Source organism: Lysinibacillus sp. UBA5990 (assembly GCF_002429815.1).
Taxonomy (GTDB): Bacteria; Bacillota; Bacilli; order Bacillales_A; family Planococcaceae; genus Lysinibacillus; species Lysinibacillus fusiformis.
On sequence record NZ_DJAY01000015.1, the window covers coordinates 409347 to 423050 of the forward strand.

Annotated in this window: 9 protein-coding genes and 2 pseudogenes; 8 read left to right on the forward strand and 3 right to left on the reverse strand. The window is 34.4% G+C overall.

Annotated features, from left to right (window positions below; genetic code table 11):
* The first annotated feature begins 2 nt into the window (after positions 1 to 2).
* Both B3D94_RS14500 and B3D94_RS14505 read left to right on the forward strand, forming a co-directional pair.
* A complete protein-coding gene (locus B3D94_RS14500) occupies positions 3 to 1058 on the forward strand; it encodes a Cfr family 23S rRNA (adenine(2503)-C(8))-methyltransferase (RefSeq protein WP_069480599.1) in 1056 nt (351 codons plus the stop codon).
* A gap of 536 nt (positions 1059 to 1594) precedes the next feature.
* Positions 1595 to 2146, forward strand: a pseudogene (locus tag B3D94_RS14505) (aldo/keto reductase); the annotation flags it as partial.
* Here B3D94_RS14505 and B3D94_RS23030 read toward each other — a convergent pair.
* Positions 2121 to 2552: pseudogene (locus B3D94_RS23030) on the reverse strand (LysR family transcriptional regulator); the annotation flags it as partial. The pseudogenes B3D94_RS14505 and B3D94_RS23030 sit on opposite strands and share 26 nt — an antisense overlap.
* Positions 2553 to 3085: 533 nt before the next feature.
* Between B3D94_RS23030 and B3D94_RS14515 the strand changes: the two are divergent.
* A complete protein-coding gene (locus tag B3D94_RS14515) occupies positions 3086 to 5563 on the forward strand; it encodes an S-layer homology domain-containing protein (RefSeq protein ID WP_291757925.1) in 2478 nt (825 codons plus the stop codon).
* 91 nt (positions 5564 to 5654) lie between these two features.
* Here the strand turns inward: B3D94_RS14515 and B3D94_RS14520 are convergent, their stop codons facing one another.
* Positions 5655 to 6782, reverse strand: coding sequence for an acyltransferase (locus B3D94_RS14520; protein ID WP_291757927.1), 1128 nt, complete (start codon positions 6780 to 6782; stop codon positions 5655 to 5657).
* A gap of 311 nt (positions 6783 to 7093) precedes the next feature.
* Positions 7094 to 8086 carry an NADPH:quinone oxidoreductase family protein gene (locus tag B3D94_RS14525; protein ID WP_069480603.1) on the reverse strand — a complete coding sequence of 331 codons (993 nt, stop codon included), beginning with the start codon at positions 8084 to 8086 and terminating at the stop codon, positions 7094 to 7096.
* A gap of 126 nt (positions 8087 to 8212) precedes the next feature.
* Here B3D94_RS14525 and B3D94_RS14530 point away from each other — a divergent pair, with 126 nt between their 5' ends.
* The 5 genes from B3D94_RS14530 to B3D94_RS14550 all read left to right on the forward strand — a co-directional run bounded on the left by B3D94_RS14530 (position 8213) and on the right by B3D94_RS14550 (position 13586).
* Positions 8213 to 8803 (forward strand): TetR/AcrR family transcriptional regulator, encoded by a 591-nt coding sequence (locus tag B3D94_RS14530; protein WP_069480604.1) that lies wholly within the window; start codon positions 8213 to 8215, stop codon positions 8801 to 8803.
* Positions 8804 to 9243: 440 nt separating this feature from the next.
* Positions 9244 to 10149, forward strand: coding sequence for an arginase (rocF, locus tag B3D94_RS14535; protein WP_291757931.1), 906 nt, complete (start codon positions 9244 to 9246; stop codon positions 10147 to 10149).
* A 278-nt stretch (positions 10150 to 10427) separates the two neighbouring features.
* On the forward strand, positions 10428 to 11855 hold the full coding sequence (locus B3D94_RS14540) for an amino acid permease (RefSeq protein ID WP_069480606.1): 1428 nt from the start codon (positions 10428 to 10430) through the stop codon (positions 11853 to 11855).
* 240 nt (positions 11856 to 12095) lie between these two features.
* The gene (locus tag B3D94_RS14545; protein WP_291757934.1) at positions 12096 to 12869 is read left to right on the forward strand and encodes a DUF817 domain-containing protein; all 774 of its coding nucleotides are present in this window, start codon (positions 12096 to 12098) and stop codon (positions 12867 to 12869) included.
* Positions 12870 to 12998: 129 nt separating this feature from the next.
* Complete coding sequence (locus B3D94_RS14550; RefSeq protein ID WP_069480608.1) at positions 12999 to 13586, forward strand: pyridoxamine 5'-phosphate oxidase family protein; 588 nt, start codon at positions 12999 to 13001, stop codon at positions 13584 to 13586.
* The last annotated feature ends 118 nt before the right edge of the window (positions 13587 to 13704 follow it).

Here is a 13704-nt window from a genome sequence, read left to right on the forward strand (position 1 = left end):
AGATGCAATTAAAAGAAAGAAATAAGTATATAAGAATAAAAGACTTTTTAAGGGAACATGGTTACCCTAATTTCAGAATGAAACAAATATTACATGCTATTTTTAAAGAAAGAATAGGTAAGTTTCATGAAATGAATGTACTTCCTAAAACATTAAGAGAGAAGTTAGTTGAAGAGTTTGGGGAGACTATTTTAGATGTTGTTCCTTTAATGGACCAACATTCCGAGCAAGTTACAAAAGTCTTATTTGGCATTACAGGAGACGACAAAATAGAGACAGTAAATATGAAATATAAAGCAGGATGGGAGTCATTTTGTATATCCTCGCAGTGTGGTTGTCATTTTGGTTGTAAATTTTGTGCAACTGGTGATATAGGTTTAAAACGCAACTTAACATCAGATGAAATTACTGATCAAGTTTTGTATTTTCACTTAAAAGGACATGCCATTGATAGTATTTCTTTTATGGGGATGGGAGAAGCATTGGCTAATGTACAAGTTTTTGATGCTTTAAATGTACTGACAAACCCAGAGTTTTTTGCCTTAAGCCCTCGCAGGTTATCTATTTCAACTATAGGCGTTATTCCAGGCATTAAAAAAATGACTCAAAACTATCCACAAGTCAACTTGACGTTTTCATTACATTCTCCTTTTAATGAACAGCGAAGTAAGTTAATGCCAATTAATGAACGCTACCCATTAATAGATGTAATGGACACATTAGATGAGCATATACGGATGACCTCAAGAAAAGTTTATATTGCTTACATTATGTTGCCAGGAGTTAATGATTCTGTGGACCATGCAAAAGAAATTGTAAATCTTTTAAGAGGTAGGTATAAAGGAGGGAAATTGTTCCATGTAAACATCATTAGATATAACCCAACTATTAGTTCTCCTATGAGGTTTGAAGAAGTAAATGAAAATCAGGTTGTAAACTTCTATAAAGAATTAAAGTCAGCGGGAATTAGTGTTACGATAAGAAGTCAATTTGGCATAGATATAGATGCTGCTTGCGGGCAATTGTATGGAAATTATCAAAAAAACAACATCCAATAAATGTAGGTGAGAGTAATGTATAGAACGTGGGAAGTACCGTAATAGCCTATTACAATATAAAAAATAAATTTGAATGATAAAAGAGTAATATGGCACGTGGGTTTAGTCAAAATAGAAATTGTTAAAGTGGAAGATCATATTGTCTTTAAAAGTTTTTAGTAGAGATAATGGCTGTTATAAGAATGCCCTCACTAACGCATGGCACCGGAGTATTAGAATTTTCGAAAGATATTTTATGTAAATTGGCTGTCTTAGAAAGTAAAGAACTAAAGGAATGGTATGATTTATTAAAAAAAGGATTTATTGTTTAAGGGTCATCAGGTTACTATTAAAATTTGAAAAGTCATTTAATATGCAATTCTTCTATAACTTTAAAATAATAATTTAGGAATAACCTTCTACATCTAAGGATAGTTGGAGGTTATTTTTTCCTTTGATGTTATATATTTTTTATATTAATCCATAGTTAATAATATATTATCCGTTATAATACGTGGCTTTTATAATGAAGATGCCATATAAAAGGAGGGTCTAGCATGGAGTTTAATAAACTTGGCAATGGTGGGTTATCCATCAGTAAGATTGCCTATGGAAACTGGATAAATCATGGCGGAAAAGTGAATGAGGAGATGGCACATGCATGTGTAAGAGCAGCATTAGATGTTGGTATTACAACATTTGATACCGCTGATGTTTATTCAGACACGAAAGCAGAGGAAATACTTGGTCGCTCATTACAAGGTGTGAGGAGAGAGAGCATTGAACTATGTAAGAAGGTGTGCCATCCGACTGGTAATGGGCCAAACGATAAAGGTTTATCTCGAAAACATTTTCTAGAAAATTGTCATGCTTCTTTACGTCGGTTACAAACCGACTATATTGATGTCTATTATGCACACAAGTACGATCCAACTACTCCTCTCGGAGAAACGATGTTAGCATTCTCAGATCTTGTAAGACAAGGTAAAGTACTTTATATCGGTGTAAGTGAGTGGACGGCAGAACAAATTACTAGGGCTACAGCTCTTGCACGAGAATTGCATCTTCCTCTCATGGCTAGCCAACCACTCCAATATGAATTTGTATTTCATAGAGTGCTCCTAATTGCTGTTCTGTTGTCATTTCACGTAATATAAGATGAACTTGAGGTAAACGTGTTCTAAATTTATTAAGGATTTTTATAACGATTTCTGTTGAATCGACAAAACCAATGATTAAGCTCCCATTTCTCTCTTCAGTTTCTAGTTGTGTTTCCTCTATAGTTTTTCCATGAGGGTTTGCCTAAAAATCCTTGTAAAAATATCTTCCCTGCATCCGTTAGCTCAACCATTCTCCTTGACAGATGAAAAAGAAAAAGTTAACGTCCAGCTCTTCTTCTAATTTACGAATTTTTTGGCTAAGGGAAGGTTGTGCCATCCGAAGAAGTTCTGCTGCACAACTAACATTCAAATCTTCTGCCACCATTATAAAATAGCGCATCTTTCTAATATCTATTTTCAATCACCCCTTCTAAAAACGATATATTATTAATAGGAGAAATAATGATTATGGTAAATTTTAACAATTTATATTTTATTAACATAGAATTTAAACTGTTAAAGCTTTACATATATAAAGCTATATAATTCATCTAACATACTATTATATCAAAAAAATAAATGGAATCCAAAAAAAGGAAATTGAAGTTTCCAGTTATAAATAAACGTTTTTATCTGCGTTTTGTCTTCGTTTCTCTAATTATTGGGAATTAGTTATGTAATAATTACCTATGTAACCATTTTAGTATTAATATTACCTTATTTTTAGCGTTTATTTATTGGTAATGTAGTTATATTATTGTCTTGTAAAGCAAATTTAAGATTGATTGGTATTTTTCATCATGAAAAATTTTGAAGGCTGCTTTATCCATAACTATTTGTAATTATTATTTGAGAGAACGTATTATACATATCATTAAAATTTAATAGAGCGGTAATATTGTTCTCACAGAATAATATAATTTATTTGAATTCTGGAGGAATATTAAAATGACGAAACAAAACAAAGGTCGTAAATTTTTCGTAACTACTGCTACAGCAGCACTTGTAGCATCAGCAATCGTACCGGTAGCATCAGCAGCTGAATTTAATGATGCTAATAGTATTTCATCATGGGCAAAAGAAGCGGTACAGTTTTTAACTGACAAAGGTTTCATCCAAGGTGATGAAAAAGGAAACTTCAATCCAGCTGGTACACTTACTCGTGCTGAAGCTGCTGAAATTTTATCAAAAGCATTAGACTTAAAAGCTACTGGAACAGAAGATTTTACAGATGTAAATGAAAATGACTGGTTCTATAATGCAGTGCTTGCTACTTCACCAGAATTATTTGACGGTATGGGTAATGGTAAATTTGAACCGAAAGCACAATTAACAAGAGAACAAGCTGCTAAAGTTATCGTTCAAGGTTATCAATTAACTGGTAAAGCAGACCTTAGCCAATTCTCAGATGCTTCTAAAGCTTCTAAATGGGCTGTATCTTACTTAGAAACAGCTGTTGAAAATGGCGTAATCAATGGTAAAGGATCATTATTAGCGCCACAAGATAAAATTAGCCGCGAAGAATTCGCTACTATGGTAAAACGTACAATTGATGCAGTTAAAGAAGTGACACCAGCAGTAGAATCTGTAAAGGGACTTAATGCAAAAGAATTTGAAGTGAAGTTCAACACAGCTGTTGATGCAAAAGATGCTGCTGTAACAGCGAAATATGCTATTGACGGTGTAACGATTACGAATACAAAAGTATCTGAAGATGGTATGACTGTTATTTTAACAACTGATAAAGAAATTAAATTAACAAATGGTAAAGTGACTGTAAACCCAATCAAAACAAAAGCAGATGCAAAAATTTTAACTGAAGAGTTTAATAAATTAATCACATTTGCTGATACAACTCCTGTTAGCGTAAATTCTGTTGAAGCAAAAGGCACAACAGCAGTAATCACTTTCGATGAGCTTGTACAAAGCGAAGGAACAGTAAGCTTAAATGGTACTGAACTTGCTAAAGATCGATATACATTATCTGGAAAAACATTAACAATCAAAGGTTTAACTGCTGAACAAACTTATAAAGTAGATATCGTAGGTGCAACTGACTTCGCTAATAATATCGCTAATCCGATTGCAGTGAACTTCACGGTTCTTAAAGCAGACGTTGATAATTCTAAACCAACTGTTTCTACTGCAGTGAATGGCACAGAAATCACGTTTGATTTCTCTGAAGAATTAATGAAGCAAAATCTTGATGCAGATGCTGGCGCTACTGCTGAAGAATATGCAAAAGTAACAGTTGGCTCTACTGTCTACTACTTAAAAGATGCTGATATGAAAGATACAGAGGATAAAACTGTATTTACTATTGATGCAAAAGCTGCATTAGGTACAGCTACATTCATTAATGCGGACGTTAAAGTAGAAGGACAAAAAGATTTAGCTGGTAATGCTGGAGATGCATTTGAGTTCAAGGCTATTCTATCTAAAGATTTAACGCCTGCTACACTTGTATCTGCTTCTACTAAAATGTTAGTAGCTGACGATGTTAATGCTACAACTGATGTAGATGCTCTATACCTTACTTTTAGCGAACCAGTAAAAGTAGATGGTAAATTAACAGTTAAAACTCAAAATGGTATTGCTTACACTACTGGAAAAGAAACAGCTGTTAAAGCAGATGCTGGTTACGATGTAGATGGTAACGGTAAAATTGAGGGTGCAGAGAAAAACACTGTGAAAGTGGACATTGATTTAGATAGTAATTCAACATATACATTTGAAATATCTGCTAAAGCAGTTGCTGATTTAGCTGGCAATGTAACTGCAGATACAATCACATTCAATGTGACAACTGGCACGTATGAAGCTGCACCTGAAACTACTACAGATTCATTAGTATTTGGAGTTACACCTGTAGTAGTAACAGATAACAATGTATTCACAGTTGAGTATGCTGCTGATGTAACTGCAACAGCAACAAACGCTTCTAACTACACACTTGGAGGAAAAGAGCTACCTGCTGGCACTCAACTTCAATTTGTGGATGGTACTAAAAAAGTAAGATTCACTTTACCAGAAGGTTCTATTACTGCAAATGGTAATTATGTATTTGAAGCTAAAAATGTAGTAGATACAAAAGGTAACACTCTTAAAAATGGAAAAGCTACAACTCTAGTAGCTCTTAAAGAAAATATTGTGCCTGTAGCTTCTAAAGTAACAGTAGTAGATAGCAAAACATTAACAGTTGACTTCACTGAAAGTATTGCTGATCAAGCTACACCAACAGGTTTAACAGTTAAAATTGCTGGCTCAACTGTAGAAATTGCTTCAGCTGCTGTAGCTAATGGTAAATTAACTGTGACAACTAAAGCTGACTACGCTTTAACTGACAGCATTGTAGTTGAATTTAAAGCAACAAACCTTGTTGATGCAAATAACAACAAAGTAAAAGACGGTTCAGTTTCAAAATAATTAAGCTGATCATTTAAGAAAGCCCTGTGGACGATTTCCACAGGGCTTTTTTGTTAGTCCACATAGTTTCTACTATTATAATAGTCAACATTTATTTATAAGGAAACTCTTTCGGAATAGGCCCGAATGCAATCCAATGATATTTAATATATTTTCCCACCAAAAACACCACAATCCACGTAACAAATAGAGCAACAATAAAACCTCCCACACTCCAAACATGAAATAAGAGACTATTGCCACTTACAGGAATTAGACGATAAAGGAAGAGGAAAAAAGGATGCAATAGATAAATGCCAAATGATAGTGTTCCTAGGTTAATAAGGGCATTTACAAAGGCTTTTTTCCCTCGATCATAGATCCAGAAAGAAAACTGTAACAATACCATACAGGCTGTTAAAGATTGTAGCTGAAAGACTAGTTCAAACACGATACTGTTGGCTAAATAACTTTGGGATGAGTAAACAAAATAATATAGATAAATATTATAAATAGTAGAAAATAACCAAATAGCCCAAATGAAATATATAGAAACAGGAAAGTTTTCTTTTGTTAGCTGGAGCCATCGTTTATACTTTTCAAAATAAATCCCTAAAAATGCACCAGCTAAGAAATAAAGGATATAAGAGAATGAGATACTCCCTCTGTAAGGATACTGCCAAACCTCAGCATTTAATTGGATAAAAATCCATTGAAGAGCTAGTCCTATCCATATCAGGTGAGGTGATAGGGCAGGTTTTTTCTTTAAAATATATAAGAATAACGGGAACAATAGATAGAACTGCACCATAATAAATATATAGTATAAATGAGTATATGCTTTTCCAATTAATAGTTTCTCAAGAAATTCAACACTAAAAAGGGCGTGCCATGTTAATGAAAAATCGTGCGTCACATAAAATTGCATGGTCGCATAATAAAAAACGGAAAAAAAGAGATAGGGAATAAGTATTTGGGTAACTCTTTTTTTATAAAAACGAACAATCAGTTTTTTTGTGAAATCCTTTTGTATATAGTTGTAAAATAATACAACCCCACTTAAAAAAATAAAAACAGGGACAGCGAATTTGGGGAAAATATTGAAAAATACATAAATGGTGTAGAGTCTTGATTCACTGGACAAAGCTGATACTGGTGTACTAGTAGAATGGATAAGAAGTACAGCTAGTATAGCTAAGGCTCTAGTAATATTTAATTCATCAATATGTGCTCGTTTCATATGATCATCTCCAAAAATAGTTGATAGTTTTTGAGTTCCCTGAATTGAATGCTCATATACATTAATGGTATGTTTGGGAACACGAATTTAGACAATTTTTTATAAAGCTTGTCCAGATACCTTACTAGAATCAACTAGTGATACGTTCATGCTTACTATAAAGAGCTTTTATGTCAGGCGGATGTCCAAATAATAAAAAAACCACCATGCTGATGCATAGTAGCTTGAAATAATGACAGTAGTATTTTAAAAGCCTTCCTACATTCATATGTAAGAAGGCTTTCGTTTACGCTTTTTATAGGAGTATCTATTTATAATTTCACAAGGAATCTACCTCTTGCTTGACCTTTCAGTAACATAGGTAAAACAGTTGGAAGTTGTTGTAATGTTACCTCCTGATGAATAAAGCTTTCAAGGATTGCTGGTTTAAAATCAGTCGCTAAACGATTCCATATTTTCAATCGTACATCCATCGGACAATAAACAGAATCAATTCCAAGTAAATTCACGCCTCTTAAAATGAAGGGGAAGACACTCGTAGGAAGGTTTGTTCCTGCTGTTAATCCACTGCTAGCAACCGCACCTCCATACTGAATTTGGCTTAATAAAGAGGCAAGTGGCTCTCCTCCAACAGAATCGACAGCTGCAGCCCATTTTTGTTTGCCTAACGCTCTAATTTTCCCATCAAATACCTCTCCACGATCTACAATTGAAGTGGCTCCAAGGTTATTCAAGTATTCATGTTCTGAATCTTTTCCTGTACTTGCTTCTACTTGATAACCTAGTGTTGAAAGAATCGAGACAGCAAAACTACCTACACCCCCAGTTGCACCCGTAACAAGGATTTTTCCTTTCTCAGGATTAATGCCATTTTCTTCGAGTCTTTGGATCGACAAAGCAGCTGTAAATCCGGCTGTTCCAATTATCATCGCCTCTTTGAGAGATAGACCGCTTGGAAGTGGAACAATCCATTTAGAAGGGATACGAGCGTATTCACTAAATCCTCCAAAGTGGGCTACGCCAATTTCATAGCTTGTTGCAATTACCTCGTCACCTTCACGAAAGCGAGGATCTTCAGAGGATACAACAATCCCAGCTAAATCAATACCTGGTACGAAAGGATAGGAAGTAACGATTTTACCATCCGGTATAGTTGCCAAACTGTCTTTATAATTAATGCCAGAGTAGCTTACTTTAATTAATACCTCACCATTCGGAAGATCATTTAAAGTAAGATCATTAACTTTCACTGTAAAATTTTCATCTTGATTGACTACCAACGCTTTAAAGTTTTCTAATGTCATCGTAAACATCCTCCTACAATCTAATTCCATTAAACAGTATCAAAATTATTCTGACCGGTCAATATAAAATTGGAAAATGCACTTTGTTCATGTATAATGACTTGTATCAAGTCATTGGAGGCTTCTATGAAAAAGAAAGAGGAAGAACGAAAGAAACAAATAATGAAAGCAGCCTTTGATGCTGTTTCAAATTTAGGCTATGATAATGTTACATTACAAGATATTGCCAATCATGCAAATGTTTCGAAAGGTGTAGTTCACTATTACTTTACGAGCAAGCAAAACATATTATTAGAATTACTGGAATCCACAACAAACAAAATTTACAGTTTTGAAATAAAAGAAATTGCGAAATACGAGACGGCTATAGAAAAACTTCATGCCTATATAAATGCTGTTTTTGTATCCCCTCAAGACAATAAAAAATTTTACAGAGTGTATTTAGATTTTTTAGCCCAAGCGAATGGAAATGAAGCGTATAAAAAAATAAACTTAAAATTTTATGAGAATTGTTGGGGGATTGGACAAGAAATTATTGAGTTAGGACAACATGAAGGCGTGTTTTGTGAAGATATGGATTCCTTCGCAAGTGCAAAAATGGTGAGGGCGATGATTGATGGTTCCTTGATACAATGGTTAACCGATGATTTAGAAGAACAGCATCAATATTATAAAGAAACATGTTTGAATAGTATTTTAAAATTATTAAAAACTTAGAAGTTTTAAAGCCTTATTAGCTACGGCATAGGGCTTTTTTTTTGTCCAAAAATGACAAGTAATCTCCTAAAGCTATTTTAAATAGAACTTTTGGTAGTAAACAAAAGAGCTCCTAACCTAAACAAAATAGTATATATTTTCAATATTATGTCATTAAATAGTATTAAAACCTTAAATTACATTGAAAATTTTCAAAAAAAACAATAAAAAAAGAATAGTTTTACTGTTTCATTTTTGAAATTTCTGACAATAAGTGATGTAAAATTGTAAAATATTGTTTTTGTATTCATTGTTTTGGTGTTTATGCATTCATTTATGCATGATAAAATCTATGTTTTTAATAATCCAAACTGTATAAAAATTAAAAATAATGTCGAGTTGAGTCAATTTTTCATTTTCTTTATACTGTGAAAGTAATTATTGGAGAGGAGAAAATTATCATGCGCAAAGAAGTTACAATTATTGGGGTGCCAATGGATTTTGGACAAACGAGAAGAGGAGTTGACATGGGGCCGAGTGCAATTCGATATGCCGGGCTAACAGATCGACTTGAGGGTCTTGGATATTCGATTCAGGACGAAGGGGATCTGACTATCGAACTCGTTAATAAAGATGTAGAAATAGAGGCAACAACTAACTTAAAAAATTTAAAAACTGTAGCTGATGCTAATGACAAGCTTGGTCAAAAAGTAGATCATGTTATTACCTCAAAACGCTTTCCTTTAGTTTTAGGTGGAGATCATAGTATTGCCATTGGTACATTAGCAGGTGTTTCCAAACATTATGAGAATCTAGGCGTTATTTGGTATGATGCCCATGGTGATTTAAATACAGGTGAAACATCACCTTCAGGTAATATTCATGGAATGTCTTTGGCAGTAAGCTTAGGACTTGGTCATCCGGCACTTACTAGTATTGGTGGCTATGCACCAAAAGTTAAGCCTGAAAATGTTGTTATTATTGGGGCACGTGATTTAGATCCAGGTGAGAAACAACTAATTAAGGAAATTGGCATTAAGGTGTATACGATGCATGAAATCGATCGTTTAGGCATGACGACAGTAATGTCTGAAACGATTGAATATTTAAAGGAACGCACTGACGGTGTCCATTTATCTTTAGATTTAGATGGCCTTGATCCGAATGATGCGCCAGGTGTAGGAACTCCAGTGGCAGGTGGTATTAGCTACCGAGAAAGTCATCTAGCTATGGAAATGCTATCGGAAGCAAATATTATTACTTCTGCAGAGTTTGTAGAGACAAACCCAGTTTTAGATAAATATAATAAGACAGCTATTGCTGCCGTAGCTTTAATCAGCTCACTCTTTGGCGATACATTACTTTAAGCAAACGATTGGGAAGATGAATGAGCCTATAAGGAAGAACTTTTTTAATAAAATTAGGTCGCCACAACCGAATATTAGAAAATTGCTCTCCCTAATTATAGTTTACAATAGAACGAATTAATGCTCTAGACTAAACGGGAACTTTTATTTGTCAGAAAATTGACTGTTCACAAAATAGATTAAATTTTATAAATCAAATCTATTGATATTTCTACTAGTTACCTATTTGCACTTACAAAAGTAAGTGCTTACAAGGTAATAGCATAAGGGGTTTTTTTATGGCATCAGAACAATATGAATTAAAAAGAAGTATGAAAGCTAGACACTTGTTTATGATCTCGCTTGGGGGATGTATAGGAACGGGGTTTTTCCTTGGATCAGGTTTTACCATTAATCAAGCCGGACCAACGGGTGCCATTCTTTCTTATTTAGTAGGCGGATTAGTGATGTATCTAACGATGCTTTGTTTAGGTGAATTATCAGTGGCTATGCCAGTATCTGGTTCATTTCAAACATACACGACGAAATTTATTGGTCCTGCTACTGGCTTTGCTGTTGGCTGGCTCTATTGGTTAGGCTGGGCAGTAACTGTTGCCCTTGAATTTTTAGGCGCTGGACAACTTATGCAAAGATGGTTTCCTGAATCGCCAGTATGGATGTGGTGTTTAATTTTTGGGGCCTTGCTCTTTTTATTAAATGGTTTATCAGCAAAGGCATTTGGTGAAGCAGAGTTTGTCTTTTCTAGCATTAAAATTTTGGCCATCATTATGTTCCTAGGAGTTGGGGGAGCAGCTATGTTTGGCTTGATCGATATGAAGGATGGAACGGAGGCCCCATTCCTTACTCATTTTTATGAGGGTGGACTATTTCCAAATGGTGTAACAGCATTGCTCATAACGATGATTACTGTGAATTTTTCATTCCAAGGGACAGAGTTAATTGGTATTGCTGCAGGGGAAAGTGAAAATCCGGAAAAAACGATTCCTAAATCTATTAAACAAACCGTATGGCGTACGCTTTTCTTCTTTGTTCTATCTGTGGTTGTGCTTGCAGGTATGATTCCTATGGATAAAGCGGGAGTTGTTGAAAGCCCATTTGTAGTTGTCTTGGATAGTATAGGAATACCTTATGCGGCAGACATCATGAACTTCGTTATTTTAACAGCTTTATTATCGGTTGCAAACTCGGGTCTATATGCAGCAACGCGTATGTTATTCTCTCTTTCCGTTGAAAAAATGGCTAGCCCAGTTTTAGGGAAGGTTAATAAAAGAGGGATTCCTATGAACGCATTATTAATAACACTTGCTGTAGCTGGATTATCACTTTTGTCTAGTGTTTTCGCCGCAAAAACAGTTTTTGTTTGGCTTTTATCGCTCGCAGGTTTAGGCGCTCAAATAGGCTGGATTGCAATTACGGCATCACAAATTGCCTTTAGACGATCCTATGTACGACAAGGTGGAAAAGTGGAGGATTTAAAATTCAAAGCTCCACTTTATCCAATCATTCCAATTATCGGTTTAGTAGCAAACTGTATTGTTATGGCGAGCTTGGCATTTGATCCATCACAACGATTAGCACTTTATTGTGGTGGAGCATTCTTTATTGGCTGTTACATTGTTTATTACTTAAAAGTGAAGAAGACAAAGGCGATAAAAATAAGCCAACAAGAAGTACAGTTAAAATTAGATCAAAAAATGTATCTTTAAGTATGGGGGAGTAGCTGCTAAGACGGCTACTCTTTTTTATTTCCCTCCTAAATCCCACAAATTTAGAAAAACGAAGGACGTATTTCATAAAAAATTGTTCCAATAAAAAGCGAAAAAATTTATCGTTTTTCGATAAAAAAATATTGAAATAAGATAATATATCGTATATTCTTCATACAAGAAGAATTTAGTTTTGCAAGCTAAGTTCCTCAAACTTTGTATCATTTCTGAGGTGGATGAATGATGAAGAATTTTTTGAAAGACTTAGGTTACTTTACGTACCATCAATCATTATCTTGTATTTTTCCTGTAGTAATATTTATTACTCTCGCGTTCTCCAAAGTAATTCATATACCAGGCGTTGCAAGATACGATTTCATTTTAATAATCTGTCTTGTGACACAATACTTGATGTATAAATTTGGTCTAGAAACGAAAGATGAAATAAAAGTGATCTGTCTGTTTCATATTATTGGGCTTGTTCTTGAACTTTATAAAGTGAATGTTAATTCTTGGTCTTATCCAGAAGAGGCTTGGTCAAAAATTGGAGGTGTGCCATTATACAGTGGCTTTATGTATGCAAGTGTAGCCAGCTATATTTGCCAAGCGTGGCGCAGGTTTGATTTAAAGATTGTCAATTGGTCAAAGAGTTATATAGCTATTCCACTAGGGGCCATGATTTACTTAAATTTTTTCACACACCATTTTATTTATGATTTAAGATGGCTGTTAATGGCGTTACTTTTCATTGTATTTTATCGTACAATTGTCAAATTTACAGTACGCAATAACATCTATCAAATGCCGATTGTAGTATCATTCTTTTTAATTGGGTTTTTCATTTGGATTGCGGAAAATATCGCTACATTTTTTGGTGCATGGTCATACCCTAATCAAGAGGTAGCCTGGACGATTGTTCATTTTGGGAAAATCAGTTCTTGGTTTTTACTTGTCGTTATTAGCATTATGATTGTGGCACAGCTAAAGTTATTTTATCGAGATTCGAGTGAGTAAATGAGGAAATAGAATCTCTTTAAATTAAATATTTTGAAGTTGTACCCACTGGTTTTCATCAAACTGTCCCTTTTTTAGGCGCCCTTCCTGCTGTAGACTCCTCTGTAGAAGAGAATAGGGGGTTAAAAAATGAAAACGGACATTCGAATGCATCTAAGAGCATGTACAGATGACAATCATGTAAAACTATTTTTAGAAGACGCACAAACTGCTTTTCTTGGGTTAGTGGATGAACATATGCCATATGTTATTCCATTTAATTATGTCTTTAAAGATGGCTATTTTTATTTTCATGGTGCAAATGAGGGGAGAAAAATAAATATTATTGAGACCAATCCACATGCATGTATTACAGTATGTGAAACTTTTGGAACAATGGTAGATCCCATTCCTGGTGAAACGGATACAGCATATATGAGTGTTGTTGCGAATGGTCAAGTGGAAATAGTAACAGATTTAAATGAAGCAACTGCTGCCATGCAGGCAATGCTTGATAAATATGTACCAAGCTATTACCATACTCGATTATCAAAAACGCATATCGAAAAGTATCAATCTTCTTTAGGGAGTAAAACACTCGTATTGAAAGTGAAACCTATTACGATAACAGCAAAAGAAAATAACTTAAATGAACAAATGAAATTTTATCCAGGGAGAATAGTAAAACAAGATATGTCCCAAAAATCTTCTCCTACTGCCAACCATTCATTAAATTAATGCACTATAAAACAATTAGTTTTACAGTATGGGAAGGTTAATAACTTTATGATTCAGTAATTTAAGGTGAAATTGAAGCAAAGCGAGGAGCGCCACTCGATTCCGCCTACGGGAATGC

Bases quoted from the DNA above. Each gene is read 5' to 3' on its own strand.
- B3D94_RS14530 (WP_069480604.1), top strand. From the start codon at position 8,213: ATGAAAAAGAAAGAGGAAGAACGAAAGAAACAAATAATGAAAGCAGCC.
- rocF (WP_291757931.1), top strand. From the start codon at position 9,244: ATGCGCAAAGAAGTTACAATTATTGGGGTGCCAATGGATTTTGGACAA.
- B3D94_RS14540 (WP_069480606.1), top strand. From the start codon at position 10,428: ATGGCATCAGAACAATATGAATTAAAAAGAAGTATGAAAGCTAGACAC.
- B3D94_RS14550 (WP_069480608.1), top strand. From the start codon at position 12,999: ATGAAAACGGACATTCGAATGCATCTAAGAGCATGTACAGATGACAAT.
- B3D94_RS14515 (WP_291757925.1), top strand. From the start codon at position 3,086: ATGACGAAACAAAACAAAGGTCGTAAATTTTTCGTAACTACTGCTACA.
- B3D94_RS14500 (WP_069480599.1), top strand. From the start codon at position 3: ATGCAATTAAAAGAAAGAAATAAGTATATAAGAATAAAAGACTTTTTA.
- B3D94_RS14545 (WP_291757934.1), top strand. From the start codon at position 12,096: ATGATGAAGAATTTTTTGAAAGACTTAGGTTACTTTACGTACCATCAA.
- B3D94_RS14525 (WP_069480603.1), bottom strand. From the start codon at position 8,086: ATGACATTAGAAAACTTTAAAGCGTTGGTAGTCAATCAAGATGAAAAT.
- B3D94_RS14520 (WP_291757927.1), bottom strand. From the start codon at position 6,782: ATGAAACGAGCACATATTGATGAATTAAATATTACTAGAGCCTTAGCT.